This window comes from Pseudomonas sp. AP19 (assembly GCF_001728855.1).
Taxonomy (GTDB): Bacteria; Pseudomonadota; Gammaproteobacteria; order Pseudomonadales; family Pseudomonadaceae; genus Aquipseudomonas; species Aquipseudomonas fluorescens.
This window is the reverse complement of the sequence record NZ_LXJP01000013.1, coordinates 23,117-38,980: the sequence shown is the minus strand read 5'-3', so window position 1 is coordinate 38,980 and position 15,864 is coordinate 23,117. Positions and strand designations below refer to the sequence as shown.

General features: G+C 61.7%; 15 protein-coding genes. 7 read left to right on the top strand and 8 right to left on the bottom strand.

Going from position 1 to position 15,864, the window contains the following annotated elements; all coding sequences use genetic code 11:
- Nucleotides 1-12 precede the first annotated feature (12 nt).
- The 3 genes from trpB (at nt 13) to A7D21_RS11930 (ending at nt 2,639) form a co-directional block, all read left to right on the top strand.
- Nucleotides 13-1,239 (top strand): tryptophan synthase subunit beta, encoded by a 1,227-nt coding sequence (gene trpB, locus A7D21_RS11940; protein WP_053253635.1) that lies wholly within the window; start codon nt 13-15, stop codon nt 1,237-1,239.
- Nucleotides 1,239-2,048, top strand: coding sequence for a tryptophan synthase subunit alpha (trpA, locus tag A7D21_RS11935; protein ID WP_069551781.1), 810 nt, complete (start codon nt 1,239-1,241; stop codon nt 2,046-2,048). Before trpB ends, trpA begins: the two co-directional genes overlap by 1 nt.
- Nucleotides 2,049-2,186: 138 nt before the next feature.
- Nucleotides 2,187-2,639 (top strand): anti-virulence regulator CigR family protein, encoded by a 453-nt coding sequence (locus A7D21_RS11930; protein ID WP_053253633.1) that lies wholly within the window; start codon nt 2,187-2,189, stop codon nt 2,637-2,639.
- Nucleotides 2,640-2,719: 80 nt separating this feature from the next.
- Here the strand turns inward: A7D21_RS11930 and A7D21_RS11925 are convergent, their stop codons facing one another.
- From A7D21_RS11925 to A7D21_RS11900, 6 genes are all read right to left on the bottom strand, one after another.
- Nucleotides 2,720-4,024 carry an MFS transporter gene (locus tag A7D21_RS11925; RefSeq protein WP_053253632.1) on the bottom strand — a complete coding sequence of 435 codons (1,305 nt, stop codon included), beginning with the start codon at nt 4,022-4,024 and terminating at the stop codon, nt 2,720-2,722.
- Between the two features lie 173 nt (nt 4,025-4,197).
- A complete protein-coding gene (gene dgoD / locus A7D21_RS11920; protein WP_017137927.1) occupies nt 4,198-5,346 on the bottom strand; it encodes a galactonate dehydratase in 1,149 nt (382 codons plus the stop codon).
- A 61-nt stretch (nt 5,347-5,407) separates the two neighbouring features.
- Nucleotides 5,408-6,028, bottom strand: coding sequence for a 2-dehydro-3-deoxy-6-phosphogalactonate aldolase (locus A7D21_RS11915; RefSeq protein ID WP_069551780.1), 621 nt, complete (start codon nt 6,026-6,028; stop codon nt 5,408-5,410).
- Nucleotide 6,029: 1 nt separating this feature from the next.
- Complete coding sequence (locus tag A7D21_RS11910) at nt 6,030-6,989, bottom strand: 2-dehydro-3-deoxygalactonokinase (RefSeq protein ID WP_069551779.1); 960 nt, start codon at nt 6,987-6,989, stop codon at nt 6,030-6,032.
- 162 nt (nt 6,990-7,151) lie between these two features.
- A complete protein-coding gene (locus A7D21_RS11905; protein WP_053253629.1) occupies nt 7,152-7,478 on the bottom strand; it encodes a DOPA 4,5-dioxygenase family protein in 327 nt (108 codons plus the stop codon).
- A 30-nt stretch (nt 7,479-7,508) separates the two neighbouring features.
- Nucleotides 7,509-8,459, bottom strand: coding sequence for a LysR family transcriptional regulator (locus tag A7D21_RS11900; RefSeq protein ID WP_069551778.1), 951 nt, complete (start codon nt 8,457-8,459; stop codon nt 7,509-7,511).
- A gap of 103 nt (nt 8,460-8,562) precedes the next feature.
- Here A7D21_RS11900 and betC point away from each other — a divergent pair, with 103 nt between their 5' ends.
- The 3 genes from betC to A7D21_RS11885 all read left to right on the top strand — a co-directional run bounded on the left by betC (nt 8,563) and on the right by A7D21_RS11885 (nt 12,754).
- A complete protein-coding gene (gene betC, locus A7D21_RS11895) occupies nt 8,563-10,077 on the top strand; it encodes a choline-sulfatase (protein ID WP_069551777.1) in 1,515 nt (504 codons plus the stop codon).
- 16 nt (nt 10,078-10,093) lie between these two features.
- The gene (gene choX, locus A7D21_RS11890) at nt 10,094-11,014 is read left to right on the top strand and encodes a choline ABC transporter substrate-binding protein (protein WP_053253626.1); all 921 of its coding nucleotides are present in this window, start codon (nt 10,094-10,096) and stop codon (nt 11,012-11,014) included.
- 171 nt (nt 11,015-11,185) lie between these two features.
- Nucleotides 11,186-12,754, top strand: coding sequence for a SulP family inorganic anion transporter (locus tag A7D21_RS11885; RefSeq protein ID WP_069551776.1), 1,569 nt, complete (start codon nt 11,186-11,188; stop codon nt 12,752-12,754).
- 128 nt (nt 12,755-12,882) lie between these two features.
- Here the strand turns inward: A7D21_RS11885 and aroE are convergent, their stop codons facing one another.
- Together aroE and hemF are read right to left on the bottom strand one after the other, a co-directional pair.
- Nucleotides 12,883-13,701: a shikimate dehydrogenase gene (aroE, locus tag A7D21_RS11880; protein ID WP_053253624.1), complete on the bottom strand. Its 819-nt coding sequence runs from the start codon at nt 13,699-13,701 to the stop codon at nt 12,883-12,885.
- A complete protein-coding gene (gene hemF, locus A7D21_RS11875; protein ID WP_053253623.1) occupies nt 13,701-14,633 on the bottom strand; it encodes an oxygen-dependent coproporphyrinogen oxidase in 933 nt (310 codons plus the stop codon). Before hemF ends, aroE begins: the two co-directional genes overlap by 1 nt.
- Nucleotides 14,634-14,793: 160 nt before the next feature.
- On the opposite strand from hemF, the gene A7D21_RS11870 reads away from it, so the two are divergent.
- Nucleotides 14,794-15,771 (top strand): NADPH:quinone reductase, encoded by a 978-nt coding sequence (locus A7D21_RS11870; protein WP_069551775.1) that lies wholly within the window; start codon nt 14,794-14,796, stop codon nt 15,769-15,771.
- The last annotated feature ends 93 nt before the right edge of the window (nt 15,772-15,864 follow it).

Sequence of the window (15,864 nt, the reverse complement as noted above, 5' to 3'; positions counted from 1 at the left end):
CTGGAGCGCCCCATGACTCAGTCCCAGACCGACCTGCGCAACGGCCCCGACGCCAACGGCCTCTTTGGCGCGTTCGGCGGCCGCTACGTCGCTGAAACCCTGATGCCGTTGATCCTCGACCTGGCCCGCGAATACGAAGCGGCGAAGATTGATCCGGCTTTCAACGAAGAACTGGCCTACTTCCAGCGCGACTACGTCGGACGCCCAAGCCCGCTGTATTTCGCCGAGCGCCTGACTGAGTTCTGCGGCGGCGCCAAGATCTACCTCAAGCGCGAAGAACTGAACCACACCGGCGCGCACAAGATCAACAACTGCATCGGCCAGATCCTGCTGGCGCGGCGCATGGGCAAAAAACGCATCATCGCCGAGACCGGCGCCGGCATGCACGGCGTGGCAACCGCCACCGTGGCCGCACGCTTTGGCCTCGACTGTGTGATCTACATGGGCACCACCGACATCGAGCGCCAACAGGCCAACGTGTTCCGCATGAAGCTGCTGGGCGCCGAAGTGATCCCGGTGGTCGCCGGCACCGGCACCCTCAAGGACGCGATGAACGAAGCCCTGCGTGACTGGGTGACCAACGTCGACGACACCTTCTACCTGATCGGCACCGTGGCCGGCCCGCACCCGTACCCGGCGATGGTGCGCGACTTCCAGGCCGTGATCGGCAAGGAAACCCGCACCCAGATGCAAGCCCAGGAAGGCCGCTTGCCGGACAGCCTGGTGGCCTGCATCGGCGGTGGCTCCAACGCCATGGGCCTGTTCCACCCGTTCCTGGATGACGCCAGCGTCGAGATTATCGGTGTTGAAGCAGCCGGCTACGGCATCGAAACCGGCAAGCATGCCGCCAGCCTCAACGGCGGCGTACCGGGCGTGCTGCACGGCAACCGCACCTTCCTGCTGCAGGACGACGACGGCCAGATCATCGACGCCCACTCGATTTCCGCCGGCCTCGACTACCCCGGCATCGGCCCTGAGCATGCCTGGTTGCATGATATCGGCCGCGCCCAATACACCTCGGTGACCGACGACGAGGCCCTGATCGCATTCCACAAATGCTGCCGCCTGGAAGGGATTATTCCCGCACTGGAAACCGCCCACGCCTTGGCCGAAGTGTTCAAACGCGCACCGAATCTGCCGAAGGATCACCTGATGGTGGTCAACCTCTCCGGCCGTGGCGACAAAGACATGCAGACCGTGATGCACCACATGGAACAGTCCCAGCAGGAGAAACACTGATGAGCCGCCTGCAAACCCGCTTTGCGCAGCTGAAAGTACAAAACCGCGCGGCCCTGGTGACCTTCGTCACCGCCGGCGACCCGGGTTATGACACCTCGCTGGCGATCCTCAAGGGTTTGCCGGCGGCCGGCGCCGACGTGATCGAGCTGGGCATGCCCTTCACCGACCCGATGGCCGACGGCCCGGCGATTCAACTGGCCAACATCCGCGCGCTGGAAGCCAAGCAGAATCTGGCGAAAACCCTGCAGATGGTTCGCGAGTTCCGCCAGGGCAATAACGACACACCACTGGTGCTGATGGGTTACTTCAACCCGATCCACAAATACGGTGTGCCACAGTTCATCACCGACGCGAAAGAAGCCGGCGTTGATGGCCTGATCGTGGTCGACATGCCGCCTGAGCATAACGGCGAGCTGTGCGACCCGGCCCAGGCAGCAGGCCTCGACTTTATCCGCCTGACCACGCCAACCACCGATGACGTACGCCTGCCGACCGTGCTCAACGGCAGCTCCGGCTTTGTGTATTACGTGTCGGTAGCCGGTGTCACCGGTGCCGGTGCGGCCACCCTGGAACACGTTGAAGAAGCGGTGACCCGCTTGCGCCGCCACACCGACCTGCCCATCAGCATCGGTTTTGGTATCCGCACGCCTGAGCAGGCTGCGGCCATCGCACGCTTGGCTGACGGTGTGGTGGTGGGTTCGGCGCTGATCGACCACATTGCCAATGCCAAAAATGATCAGCAAGCGATTGATGGCGTATTGGGCTTGTGCGCGGCGCTGTCGGAAGGTGTCCGCAACGCCCGTAAGTAAACGCCATGTAGCGGTAGGTAAAGTTCCTGATACAGAGGAATCATACTGTCGAATCAGTACCTAAACTGACAAGACCAAGGGATTTCGAACTCGGTTCGAAATCCCTTTTTTGTTGGTGCAGTACTGAGGAAACACCCCATGAAAATGCCTAAACGCTTGATCGCCGGTCTCGGCGTGCTGATGCTCGGCGCGAGTGCCTTGGTGCAGGCCGCGCCGCCTGACCAACGGGGTGATGGCGACGGCCCCGGCCGTGGCGGCCCGCAAGGCCAGCACGAGCAACGTGGCGACGACCATCGCGGCCCGCCGGACAACCGTCGCGGCGGCCCACCTCAGGACTTCGGCCCGGTGCGGCAGATCATCCACGACAACCACGGCCAATTCTCGCGCGGCGCACCGCCGCCGCCGAATGTACGTCTGGTTCGCGGCCAGCCCCTGCCACGCGGCTATTACGGTGAACGTCTCGACAATCGCGCCCTGGCACGCCTGCCGGTTTACCCAGGGTATGAATGGCGCCGTTCCGGGCCGGACGTGGTGTTGATCGCGGTGGGCACGGGGATCGTCTACGAAATCCTGAACGGCGTGCTCAACTGACCGCAATGCTTGGGTGGCAAGCCGGCTTGTTGAAGCGAGCGGGCTTGCCACAGGGGTCAGCCGCCGCCCTGATAATGGGTTTACAGTTCGATGCGTTCGACTTTGCCCACCAGCAACACGTAGGAAAGCGCCCCGAGCAATGCCAGCACCGCGATGTAGGTAATCGCTGGCGCAAATGAATCACCACTGGCCAGAAAGCCGATCACTATCGGCGTGGTAATCGCCGACAAGTTACCGATAAAGTTAAACACGCCCCCGGTGAGCCCCAACAAACGCGCAGGCGCCAAGGTCGATACCAGCGACCAGGTGATCGACGCCAAGCCATTGCCGAAAAACGCTAGCGCCAGAAACGCAATCACCCACGCTGTCGAGTCCACATAGTTGGCGCCGATGATCGCCGTGGAAATCAGCAGCCCGCCAATGATCGGCAACTTGCGCGCAAAGCCTACCGACGCGCCCCGGCGAATCAGCCAATCAGAAAAAATCCCCGAACACAGCACGCCGACAAATGCGGCGAGAAACGGCAACGACGCCAACAACCCGGACTTGATGAAGTCCATGCCCCGGTATTTCACCAGGTAGGTCGGGAACCACGTCAGGAAGAACCACAGCGTGGAGTTCAGGCAGAACTGCCCCAGGTAGATGCCCCACAACTTGCGCTGGCTCAGCACCACCCTCAGGTCGACCCAACTGAACGGCGCCTTGGCCGTTTGCGCCTGGATATCCACCAGCCCGCCACCGTCGCGGATCAGTTCGATTTCAGCCGCGTTGGCGCCTTTGAAATCCTTCGGCTCGCGGTACACCGCGTACCAGATCAGCGCCCACAGAATGCCCACACCCCCGGTGGCGACGAACACCATGTGCCAGCCAAACGCGTGCTGCAGCCAGGCCAGTACCGGCGTGAGAAAGGCGAGCCCGACAAATTGCCCCGAGGTGTAAACACCAATCGCCGTGGCGCGCTCGCGTTCCGGAAACCAGGTGGTGACCACGCGGCTGTTGATCGGGTAGGCCGGCGCTTCCAGCGCACCCACCGCCATACGCAGCACGAACAGCGCGATAAAGCTGGCGGCGAACCCGAGCAGCACGGTGGCAATCGACCACAGCAGCAGGGCGACGGTGTAGAGAATGCGCGGCGGCACCCGGTCGACCAGCCAGCCGCCGGGGATCTGCATGGCGGCGTAGGTCCAGCCGAAAGCCGAGAAGATCAGCCCGACGTGCACTGGGTCGATCCCCAGCTCGCTGGTCAGCGCCGGGGCGGCAATCGACAGGTTGCTGCGGTCGAGGTAGTTGATCACCACGGTGATAAACAGCAACACCATGATGAAGAAACGCTTTCTGCTGGGCGTGACTAAAGACGCCTGCCCGGTGAAGGATTCAGGGTGCATGGGGGAGTGCCTCTTCTTATGGTTATTGAGGACAAATCTGGCTGAACGAGCGCGGTCAGTGTGGGAGCTGGCTTGCCTGCGATGGCGGTATACCTGCGCCAGAGATGCAAGCTGGCCCACCGATATCGCCGGCAAGCCAGCTCCCACATTGACTGTGTTTCCTCAGGAGGGGCTTACCACTCGGCGAAGCTGCCGTCGGCATGGCGCCAGATCGGGTTGCGCCAGCGGTGGCCGATGGCCGCGCGTTCGATCACATACTCTTCGTTGATCTCGATGCCCAGGCCCGGCCCATTGGGGATCTTCACAAAGCCTTTGTCATAGTCGAACACGCCCGGGTCGCGCACGTAGTCGAGCAAGTCGTTGCTCTCGTTGTAGTGGATGCCCAGGCTTTGCTCCTGGATAAACGCGTTGTAGCAAACCGCGTCCAGTTGCAGGCAGGCCGCCAGGGCAATCGGACCCAGCGGGCAGTGCAGGGCCAGGGCCACGTCGTAGGCTTCGGCCATGTTGGCGATCTTGCGGGTTTCGGTGATGCCGCCGGCGTGGGACGCGTCCGGCTGGATGATGTCGACGTAACCTTCGCTGAGCACACGCTTGAAGTCCCACCGCGAGAACAACCGCTCGCCGAGGGCGATCGGCGTGCTGGTCAGCGGCGCCAGTTCTTTCAGCGCCTCATAGTTTTCACTGAGCACCGGTTCTTCGATAAACATCAGTTTGTACGGGTCCAACTCTTTCATCAGCACCTTGGCCATGGGCTTGTGTACGCGGCCATGGAAGTCGACGCCGATGCCGACGTTAGGGCCGACGGCGTCGCGCACGGCAGCCACGTTGGCCAGGGCCAGGTCAACTTTTTCAAAGCTGTCGACGAACTGCAGTTCTTCAGTGCCGTTCATTTTCACTGCGGTAAAACCACGCGCGACCGCCTCTTTGGCGGCGCGGGCGGTGTCGGCCGGGCGATCGCCGCCGATCCATGAATACACGCGGATCTTGTCGCGCACCTGGCCGCCCAACAGGTCGCTGACCGATACGCCAAGCGCCTTGCCCTTGATATCCCACAGCGCCTGGTCGATACCGGCCAGGGCACTCATGTGCACGGCGCCGCCACGGTAGAAGCCGCCACGGTAGAGCACGGTCCAGATGTCTTCGATATTGCGTGGGTCTTTGCCGATCAGGTAGTCGCTGAGCTCTTCGACGGCAGCCGCCACCGTGTGGGCGCGACCTTCAACCACGGGCTCGCCCCAACCGGTCACGCCCTGGTCGGTTTCAACCTTGAGGAAGCACCAGCGCGGCGGCACGATGAAGGTAGTCAGTTTGGTGATTTTCATCTCTTATCTCTCTTGTCGATGCAGCGCCCAAGGCGCAAAGCTTGCACTCAGTTCAGGGGCATCAGTTAAGCGCGTTCCAGGCCGCAACATAGGCCTGGGCGCTGCTGGCGACTTGCGCCACCGACATACCCGGCTTGAACAACCCGGAACCCAGGCCGAAGCCCTTCGCGCCGGCGTCGAAATACACCTGCATGTTGTCCGGGGTCACACCGCCGACCGGCAGCAGCAACGTGCCCGTCGGCAATACCGCCAGCCACGCCTTGATCACCGCCGGGCCCATTTGCTCGGCCGGGAACAGCTTCAATACGTCGGCACCCTCGGCCAGCGCGGCGAAGGCTTCGGTCGGCGTGGCGACACCCGGCGACAGGTACAGGCCCGCCGCTTTCGCAGCACGTAGCACCTTGGCGTCGCTGTGGGGCATGACAATCACCTGGCCGCCGGCCGCTTTCACCTGCGCCACTTGCTCCGGCGTCAACACCGTACCCGCGCCGATCAGGCAATCGGCGGGCAGGCTGTCGCGCAGCGTACGGATGCTGGTGTAAGGGTCGGGGGAGTTCAGCGGTACTTCAATCACGCGAAAGCCAGCCTGATAGAGCACCTGGCCAACCGCCTCCGCTTCGTCCGGTCGTATACCGCGCAGGATTGCGATCAAACCATTGTGTGCGAGTGCTTGCTTGAGCATGTCAGGCCTCCGATACAGGTTGAGTGAGCCCGGCCGCGACTGCCAGTTGCCACAAGCCGCGCTCGGTGGCTTCCTGCGCCAGGCTGACCGGGGCGAAACCGCACAGCGCGAGGGCGCGTTGGTAGCGGGCGCAGAGCGGTGCGGCGCCGACTAGGACGATGGGTTGGTGTTTCGCCTGGCGCGGCAAACCGGCGAGTTCATGGCCAATGAGCAGGCCGGACAGATAATCCGGTTGCTGTTCGGGTGCCAGTTGCGCGGTCAAGCCCAGGGTGCGCGCGCTGAACAGCGTCGAGAGCACGCCACGTTGGCCATCTGCTGATAACGCCACGTTCACGCCGCGATCAAACGCCTCGGCCTGGAAGTGTTCGGATGTTTTTTGAGTACGCCCGAGGAGGCTGTGCTTGCTCAGCACCGCGAACAGCTCGCCGGTCATGAAGGTGTCGAAATGAGTGATGCAGCCGCCTTTCACCTCGACCCATTTGGAATGACTGCCGGGCAGACCAATCAGGACCTCGGCCTCAAGGCCTTGCAGCACGCCCAGCACTTGGGTTTCTTCGCCGCGCATCACATTGGGCAAGCCGACCTGTTCGATCACGCCAGGCACGATATGCACATCCACCCCGCGCAGGCTGCGCACTGTGTGGAGCGCCTGGCCCAGGCTGGCCACATCGACTGGCGTATTGCGATAGGCCGCCTCGCTCCAACCCTGGGCGCTGCCCACCATGCCGCAGGCGATCACCGGCAAGTTGGGTTCGGCGTCGAGCCAGTCGCCGCAGGCGGCATCGAACGCCAACTCGAAGCCATCGCCGCAGCGAACGCCGGCAATCTCCCGCGGTTCAGTGGGCAGGTGCATGATGCCGAATGCCAGCGAGCGCTGTTCCAGCACCTCGCCGGCCGGCCCGAGTTTATAAGCACGAAGGGAGCTGGTCCCCCAGTCGAGCACGATCAATTGCGCCTGCATCGCTTCACCTGAAATGAGTGGGTGCTGAAAAAAGCAGATGGGCGAATATAAACCTATGGCTGGCGATATCTCAATATATAAATAACAGTCCCATATATTGGGCGGGCATGAAAAAAATCCCGTCGCCTTTGCACAAGGGAACGGGATTTGTTTGGACATTGGTTAAAAAACAGACAGGTCCAGCGCGCGCATTGCGCCCATCCAGATCGCGTAATCGGTGTGGTCCTTCAAGTCATCGCCGGTCTCAGGGTGCAGAAACACCACCAGGCCTTCGCGATGCAGCGCCAGCCACGGCAGCACGACGCCGATGTACTCCGGCTCGAATGCCAGTTGGCAGCTCCAGTCAGGGTGCGGGCCCACTGGCCGTTCGTGCACACGGCCCATGCGCAGCGGGAACAAGCGCGCCGCGTCTTCGCACAGGCTGCGCGCCTGGCCGATAGTGCTGGCGTCGAAGTAGATATGGGCGTGGTAGCCCTTGATACGTTGCATGGAGAAATCCGCATCCAGTAGGCCCCGATCCTAGACCGCAATCGACGGCAGGGCCAGCCCGGTCAACGACTGCGCGCTGCTGGCTTGCTCGGCCACCAGCCAGTCGACAAAGCGCTCGACTAACTGACCGCGGCGCTTTCGCTGGGGCTGCACCACGTAATAGCCAAAACGCGAGATCACCGTGTCGGTGATCGGTCGGCACAGCCAGTTCTGTTCCAGCAGGTTATCAACCAAATGGCGCCAGCCGATGGCCACGCCCTGGCCAGCAATCGCGGCCTGGATCAGCAGGGTGTAGTTGTCGAAGCGTAATTGGCCAGGGGTGGGCACGGCGGTGATGCCCAGCTCGCGAAACACGCCGCTCCAGTCGAACCACTGGCTGTTGTTTTCCTGGCGCAGGTGCAACAGGGGATAGTCCGGCAAGGTCTGCACGGTCAACGCGGTGGCCTGGTCCTTCAGCCATTGCGGGCTGCACACCGGGAACACTTCCTCATTGAACAGCCAAAGACTTTCGCCCTGCTTGAAACGACCGTCGCCGAACAACACTGCCACGTCGATATCGCTGCGCAAGGTGGCGTGGTTGCGCTCGCTGGTGACCAGGCTCACGTCAACGTGTGGGTTGGCCTGGTGGAAGCGATGCAGGCGCGGCATCAGCCAGTAGGCGGCAAAGGCAAAGTCGGTGGCCACTTGCAGCACTTCATGCTGGTCCTGTTGAGTGATCGCGCTGAGGCCCGAATTGATCGCCTGCAAGCCGCCCTGGACGTGCTCGAACAACAGCGCGCCAGCGTCGGTCAGTTCGATGCCGCGGTAGATGCGATCAAACAGGCGGATCGCCAGCTGTTCTTCAAGGCGCTTGATTTGCTGGCTGATGGCCGGCTGAGTGGTGCCCAATTCCATCGCGGCGGCGGTGAAGCTGCGATGGCGTGCCGCCGCTTCGAAAGCGCGCAGCAGGTCGAGGGATAAATCGCCGAGGGCTTCATACATAAGCTGTGCTTATCCTAGACATTGCTTTTCATGGGCTTTACCCCATTTTCCATGGGCTGCATGCTCATTCGCATAAACACCGCCTATGGAATGCCGAAGACTCATGAAGCGCAAGAACATTCTTTTCATCATGGCCGATCAAATGGCCGCGCCGATGCTTCCGTTCTACGGACCTTCCCCGATCAAGCTGCCCAACCTGAGCCGCCTCGCCGAACAGGGCGTGGTGTTCGACGCTGCTTATTGCAACAGCCCGTTGTGTGCGCCGTCGCGTTTCACCCTGGTCAGTGGCCAGTTGCCGAGCAAGATTGGCGCCTACGACAACGCGGCGGATTTCCCCGCCGATGTGCCGACTTACGCCCATTACTTGCGTCGCCTGGGCTACCGCACCGCGTTGTCCGGCAAAATGCACTTTTGCGGGCCAGACCAACTGCACGGTTACGAAGAACGCCTGACCAGTGACATCTACCCCGCCGACTATGGCTGGGCGGTGAATTGGGACGAGCCGGACGTGCGCCCCACCTGGTATCACAACATGTCTTCGGTGCTGCAAGCCGGCCCGTGCGTGCGCACCAACCAGCTGGATTTTGACGAAGAGGTGGTGTTCAAGGCCCAGCAGTATTTGTTCGACCATATTCGTGAAGACGGCGACCAGCCGTTCTGCCTGACCGTGTCGATGACTCACCCACATGACCCGTACACGATTCCCAAACCGTTCTGGGACCTGTACGACGACAGCGACATCCCATTGCCTACGACGCCAGCCCAGGCCGACCTCGACCCGCACTCCCAACGCCTGCTCAAGGTGTATGACCTGTGGGACAAGCCGCTGCCGCTGAACAAGATCCGTGATGCCCGCCGCGCCTACTTCGGCGCATGCAGCTATATCGACAGCAACGTCGGCAAACTCCTGCAAACCCTGCAAGACACCGGGCTGGCCGATGACACCATCATCATCTTCTCCGGCGACCACGGCGACATGCTCGGCGAGCGCGGCCTCTGGTACAAAATGCACTGGTTTGAAATGGCCGCCCGCGTGCCGCTGCTGGTCAGTGCGCCAGGCCAGTTTGCCGCTGGCCGCGTGTCTCAGGCCGTGTCGACGGCCGACCTGTTGCCGACACTGGTGGAACTGGCCGGCGGCGAACTGGACCCGCGTTTACCGCTGGACGGCCGCTCACTGGTCCCGCACTTGCAGCGGCTGGGCGGGCACGACGAAGTGTTCGGTGAATACATGGCCGAAGGCACCATCAGCCCGCTGATGATGATTCGCCGTGGCGCTTACAAGTTCATCTACAGCGAGGACGATCCGTGCCTACTGTTTGATGTACGCAACGACCCGCACGAGCGGGAAGACCTCAGCCAATCACCGGAACACCGGCCACTGTTCGAGGCGTTTTTGCGTGAGGCGCGGGCCAAATGGGACATCCCGGCGATCCACCAGCAGGTGCTCGCCAGCCAACGCCGTCGTCGCCTGGTATTTGAGGCGCTGACCCAGGGCAAGCTGAAGAGCTGGGACCACCAGCCACTGGTAGACGCCAGTCAGCAATACATGCGCAACCATATCGACCTCGACGATCTGGAGCGTAAGGCACGTTATCCAAAACCCTGCCAAAACCAATAAAACTGAGGGGAAGGCCATGCAAAAGTTATCCACCGTGTTGAGCGTTGCACTGCTGGCGTTGAGCAGCGCCGGCGCCTATGCCGACTCAAGCTGCGATACCGTGAAGATGGCCGATCCGGGCTGGAGCGATATCGCCGCCACCAATGCCATCACCGGTTTTCTGTTGAACGGCATGGGCTACAAGGCCAAGGTCGACACCCTGGCGGTGCCGATTACGTTTGGCGGTCTCAAGGACGGCCAGGTGGATGTGTTCCTGGGTAACTGGATGCCGGCGCAGCAGGGCTTCTATGACAAGTTCGTGGCCAATGGCGACGTGGTGCAACTGGCGAAAAACCTCGACGGCACCGAGTTCACCCTCGCCGTCCCGGACTATGTGTGGGACGCCGGGGTGCATGACTTTGCTGACTTGAACAGGTTTGCGGATAAGTTCGACAAAAAGATCTACGGCATCGGCTCCGGCGCGCCGGCGAATATCTCGCTGCAGGAGATCATCAAGAAGAACGACTTCGACCTGGGCCAGTGGAAGCTGATCGAGTCGAGTGAGCAGGCGATGCTGGCTGAGGTGTCGCGCGCGGTGAAGAAACAGCGCTTCGTCACCTTCCTCGGCTGGACACCGCACCCGATGAACGTGCAGTTGAAAATGCATTACCTCAAGGGTGGCGAGAAGTACTTCGGTGACAAAGGCAGCGTGTTTACTCTGACCCGCAAGGGTTATGCACAGGCCTGCCCGAATGTCGGGAAGCTGCTGACCAACCTGAGTTTTACCCAGGACATGGAAAACAGCATCATGGCTGAGGTGGCCAATAACAAGGTCAGCAATGCCGACGCGGCGAAGGCATGGATCAAGGCGAATCCGGCGGTGCTGGATAAATGGCTCGATGGCGTAAAAACCGTGGATGGCCAGGATGCGCTAGCGGCGGTAAAAGCCAAACTCTAATGCCAAACGCTAATCCCTGTGGGAGCTGGCTTGCCTGCGATAGCATCACCGCGGTGTATCGGTATTACCGAGGTGCCTGGATCGCAGGCAAGCCAGCTCCCACACACCCCCGCTCCCACAGGGGTCGGTGTGGACTGATACTCTGAGCCAACCCTTTCGACCGAGTTTGCGATGCCCCGGCTCAACCGCCATACACTCTTGCCCTTCCTCGCCTGGCTACCGCGCCAAACCCGCGCCAGTGTCGGCCGGGATGCGATGGTCGGCCTCAGCGGCGCGGTACTCGCGCTGCCGCAGTCGATTGCCTACGCGCTGATCGCCGGTCTCCCACCCGAATACGGCTTATACGCCGCGATTATTCCGGTGCTGATCGCCTGCCTCTGGGGCTCCTCCTGGCACCTGATCTGTGGCCCGACGGCGGCGATTTCCATCGTGCTCTACGCCAGTATCAGTCCATTGGCCGTGCCGGGGTCGCAGGACTACATCACCTTGATCCTGTTGCTGACCTTCCTCGCCGGCGTTTTCCAGTGGTTGTTGGGCATGCTGCGCTTCGGCGCGCTGGTGAATTTCGTCTCCCATTCCGTGGTGCTGGGTTTCACCCTGGGGGCTGCCGTGGTGATTGCATTGGGGCAGTTACCCAACCTGCTGGGGCTGGAGTTACCAAGCGAGGCCACGGCGATCAATAGCCTGGCGGCGCTGATCAACCATGCTGGCGAGTGGGACCATGCCTCACTCGCCCTTGGCTTGGGCACCTTGCTGGTGGGCGCATTGCTCAAGTACCTGATGCCACGCTGGCCCACGCTATTGATCGCTCTGTCTCTGGGCAGCCTGGCCGCGTGGCTGTGGCCGACGATGTTCGGCCAGGTGGCGCTGGTCAGTTCGTTCGTGGGCAAACTGCCGCCATTCAGCCCATTGCCGATGGACCTGGATATGCTCCTGCGCCTGCTGCCCAGCGCCGTGGCGGTGGGCATGCTGGGGCTGGTGACGAGCCTGTCGATTGCCCGTTCGCTGTCGGCGCGCTCGCAGCAGTTACTCGACGCCAATCAGGAAGTCCGGGCGCAGGGTTTATCCAATATCGTCGGCGGATTTTTCTCTGGCTACTTGTCAGCCGGTTCCTTTACGCGTTCCGGCCTCAGCTACGAGGCAGGCGCGTGTTCGCCCTTGGCAGGTGTGTTTTCCGCCGCGTGGGTGGCGCTGTTTGCGCTGTTCGGCGCGGCGTTGATCGCGCACATTCCGATTCCCAGCATGGCCGCGAGCATCCTGTTGATCTGCTGGGGCCTGGTGGACCACCGCGGCATTCGCGCATTGTTTCGCGTGAGCCGGGCCGAGTTTGTGGTGATGAGCCTGACCTGCGTGGCCACCTTGCTGCTGGAGCTACAAACAGCGATTTACGCGGGGGTGCTGGCGTCGCTGTTTTTCTACCTCAAACGCACGTCGCAACCACGGGTTCAGCAATGGCGTGACGGTGACGAGGATGTATTGCGGGTCGGCGGCTCGATTTTTTTTGGCGCCAGCCATTACCTGCAAGTACGCCTGCAAAGCCTGCAAGGCGAGCGGGTGGTGATCGAGGCGCAACAGATCAACTTTATCGACTATTCCGGGGTGGAAATGTTGCACCAGGAGGCGCGGCGTTTGCACAGAGCGGGACGTAGCCTGACGTTGCGCCGAGCCAGGCCGCAGGTAGTGGAAGAATTAAAGAAATTGGAAGGGGCCGACAACTGCCCCATCCATTTTGAAGAATAAACACGCTTAAAACTGTGGGAGCGGGCTTGCTCGCGAATGCGGTGGCTCAGTTAAGTAATTATTGACTGACACACCGCTTTCGCGAGCAAGCCCGCTCCCACACTGACTGTGCCCACATTCGCTTTGTGTCAGGCCAACTGCCTACGCAACTCAGCCAACACCGGCGCCGAATCCGGGCGCACACCGCGCCACAGGAAAAAGGCTTCTGCGGCCTGCTCCACCAGCATGCCCAAACCGTCCATCGCCACCGCCGCGCCTTGCTCAGCAGCCCAGCGACAGAACGCGGTCGGTTCCTTGGCGTACATCATGTCGTAGCAGAAGGTTTTGCCCGGCTCGATCAGGCTGCCGGCAATCGGCGGTACATCGCCTGACAGGCTGGCGGACGTGGCATTGATGATCACGTCCACCGGCTCACGCAGCCAGTCGAAACCGCTGGCAGACACCGGGCCCAGGTCGTTGAACAGTTCGGCGAGCAACTCGGCTTTTGCCACGGTCCGATTGGCGATGATCAGCGAGGCCGGTTGCTCAGCCAACAACGGCTCCAGCGCCCCACGTACCGCGCCACCGGCGCCCAGCAGCAGGATACGCTTGCCTTTGATGCTCAACCCGGCGTTCACCGTCAGGTCGCGCACAAGGCCCGCGCCATCAGTGTTATCGCCAAGCAGGCTGCCATCGGCCAACTGGCTTAAGGTGTTCACCGCGCCGGCGCGCTGGGCGCGTTCGGTCAGGCTGTTGGCCAGGCGATACGCGTCTTCCTTGAACGGCACGGTGACATTGGCGCCACGGCCTTGTTGAAAAAACTCACGGGCACAGCCGGTGAAATCCTCCAGCGGCGCAAGCAGGGTGCTGTAGTCCAATTGCTCACCGGTTTGCGCGGCGAACATACGGTGAATCAGCGGCGATTTGCTGTGGCCGATGGGGTTGCCGAAGACGACATAACGGTCCATCAGACAGCTGCCTTGGGCGCGGCAATGCCGAGCCAGTCGCGATCTTGCAGGAAGTAATCAGTGAGGCGCGCTTCTTCGCTACCGGCCTCGGCTTTCCAGTCATAGCTCCAGCGCACCTGCGGCGGCAGCGACATCAGGATCGACTCGGTACGGCCGCCCGATTGCAGGCCGAACAGGGTGCCACGGTCATAGACGAGGTTGAACTCGACATAGCGCCCACGGCGGAACTCTTGGAACTGACGCTGCTGCTCGGTGTAGGCGGCGGCCTTGCGGCGCTGCACGATCGGCAGGTAGGCGTCGATGTAGGCGTCGCCGATGGCGCGGATGAAGGCGAAGCAGGTGTCGAAGTCCCACTCGTTCAAATCATCGAAGAACAGGCCGCCAATACCGCGTGGCTCATTGCGATGCTTGATGTGGAAGTAGGTGTCGCACCAGGCCTTGTAGCGCGAGTACACATCCGCGCCGAACGGTGCACAGGCCTGCTCGGCCACGCGGTGCCAATGGATACAGTCTTCTTCATTGCCGTAATACGGCGTGAGGTCGAAGCCGCCACCGAACCACCACACCGGCTCTTCACCTTCTTTTTCGGCGATGAAAAAGCGCACGTTAGCGTGGGACGTCGGCACATGGGGGTTGTGCGGGTGGATCACCAGCGAAACGCCCAGGGCTTCAAACCCACGACCGGCCAGCTCAGGACGATGCGCGCTGGCGGACGGTGGGAGGCCGCTGCCAAACACGTGGGAAAAGTTAACACCGCCTTTTTCGATCACCGAACCGTTTTCGATCACACGGGTGCGACCGCCGCCGCCCGCAGGCCGGGTCCAGGCGTCTTCGATAAAGCGAGTGTCCGTCTCAAAGGTTTCCAGGGCGCTGCAAATACGGTCTTGCAGGTCAAGCAGGTAGGCTTTAACAGCCTCGGTGCGGGTAGTCATGGCATCACCTTGAATCGGGCAAAGCTACGCGAGGCCATTGGGCGTCGGCGGCAAATGGGCGCACAGGATACCACTGCACTCCAGTAAGCCGCAGTTGACGAAGATCAAGCTTAGGAGTCCGATAGAGGGCTACGCAAATGCGACCTCAGGAGAAGTGCAGATGGCCAAACGTATCCAGTTCCGTGCCCATGGCGGCCCCGAAGTACTTGAGTATGTGGACTACACCCCGGCAGAACCAGGCCCTCAGCAGGTTCGCGTGCGTAACGAGGCCATCGGCCTGAATTTTATCGACACCTATTTCCGCAGCGGTCTCTATGCGCCGCCAGCCCTGCCATCGGGCCTGGGTGCAGAAGGCGCCGGTGTGGTGGATGCGGTGGGCAGCGAGGTCACCCAGTTCAAGGTCGGTGACCGCGTGGCCTACGGCAGTGGCCCACTGGGCGCCTACAGCGAGCTGCATGTATTGCCCGCCGCCAACCTGGTGCACTTGCCGGATGACATCAGCTTCGAGCAAGCCGCCGGCGCCATGCTCAAAGGCCTGACCGTGCAGTACCTGCTGCGCCAGACTTACGAACTGAAGGGTGGCGAGACCATTCTGTTCCATGCCGCTGCCGGTGGTGTGGGCTCCCTGGCCTGCCAATGGGCCAAGGCGTTAGGCGTTAAGTTGATCGGTACCGTGAGCTCCCCGGAAAAGGCTGCCCTGGCCAAATCCCTCGGTGCCTGGGAAACCATCGACTACAGCAAGGAAAACGTCGCACAACGCGTACTGGAATTGACCGACGGCAAGAAAGTGCCTGTGGTGTACGACGGCGTCGGCAAGGACACCTGGCTGACCTCGCTGGACAGCGTGGCGCCGCGTGGGCTGGTGGTGAGTTTTGGGAATGCGTCGGGCGCGGTGGACGGGGTGAACCTGGGCATTCTGGCCGCAAAGGGCTCGCTGTACGTCACTCGGCCGACCTTGGCGACCTATGCCAGCAATCCAAAAGACTTGCAGACCATGGCCGATGATCTGTTCTCGATGATCAAGAGCGGCAAGGTGCGCATTGATGTCAACCAGCGGTTTTCGCTGGCCGAGGCGGCGAAGGCGCAGACGGAATTGTCAGGGCGACGCACGACGGGGTCGACCATTCTGTTGCCGTAAGGCGATTGATCTACTGAGGCGGTGAGGGCCTCATCAGCGCCAAGCCCGCTGCCACATTTTGATCGGATTCCAACTGAAGGAACGCGATCGAAT

Bases quoted from the DNA above. Each gene is read 5' to 3' on its own strand.
- trpB (WP_053253635.1), top strand. From the start codon at position 13: ATGACTCAGTCCCAGACCGACCTGCGCAACGGCCCCGACGCCAACGGC.
- trpA (WP_069551781.1), top strand. From the start codon at position 1,239: ATGAGCCGCCTGCAAACCCGCTTTGCGCAGCTGAAAGTACAAAACCGC.
- A7D21_RS11930 (WP_053253633.1), top strand. From the start codon at position 2,187: ATGAAAATGCCTAAACGCTTGATCGCCGGTCTCGGCGTGCTGATGCTC.
- A7D21_RS11925 (WP_053253632.1), bottom strand. From the start codon at position 4,024: ATGCACCCTGAATCCTTCACCGGGCAGGCGTCTTTAGTCACGCCCAGC.
- dgoD (WP_017137927.1), bottom strand. From the start codon at position 5,346: ATGAAAATCACCAAACTGACTACCTTCATCGTGCCGCCGCGCTGGTGC.
- A7D21_RS11915 (WP_069551780.1), bottom strand. From the start codon at position 6,028: ATGCTCAAGCAAGCACTCGCACACAATGGTTTGATCGCAATCCTGCGC.
- A7D21_RS11910 (WP_069551779.1), bottom strand. From the start codon at position 6,989: ATGCAGGCGCAATTGATCGTGCTCGACTGGGGGACCAGCTCCCTTCGT.
- A7D21_RS11905 (WP_053253629.1), bottom strand. From the start codon at position 7,478: ATGCAACGTATCAAGGGCTACCACGCCCATATCTACTTCGACGCCAGC.
- A7D21_RS11900 (WP_069551778.1), bottom strand. From the start codon at position 8,459: ATGTATGAAGCCCTCGGCGATTTATCCCTCGACCTGCTGCGCGCTTTC.
- betC (WP_069551777.1), top strand. From the start codon at position 8,563: ATGAAGCGCAAGAACATTCTTTTCATCATGGCCGATCAAATGGCCGCG.
- choX (WP_053253626.1), top strand. From the start codon at position 10,094: ATGCAAAAGTTATCCACCGTGTTGAGCGTTGCACTGCTGGCGTTGAGC.
- A7D21_RS11885 (WP_069551776.1), top strand. From the start codon at position 11,186: ATGCCCCGGCTCAACCGCCATACACTCTTGCCCTTCCTCGCCTGGCTA.
- aroE (WP_053253624.1), bottom strand. From the start codon at position 13,701: ATGGACCGTTATGTCGTCTTCGGCAACCCCATCGGCCACAGCAAATCG.
- hemF (WP_053253623.1), bottom strand. From the start codon at position 14,633: ATGACTACCCGCACCGAGGCTGTTAAAGCCTACCTGCTTGACCTGCAA.
- A7D21_RS11870 (WP_069551775.1), top strand. From the start codon at position 14,794: ATGGCCAAACGTATCCAGTTCCGTGCCCATGGCGGCCCCGAAGTACTT.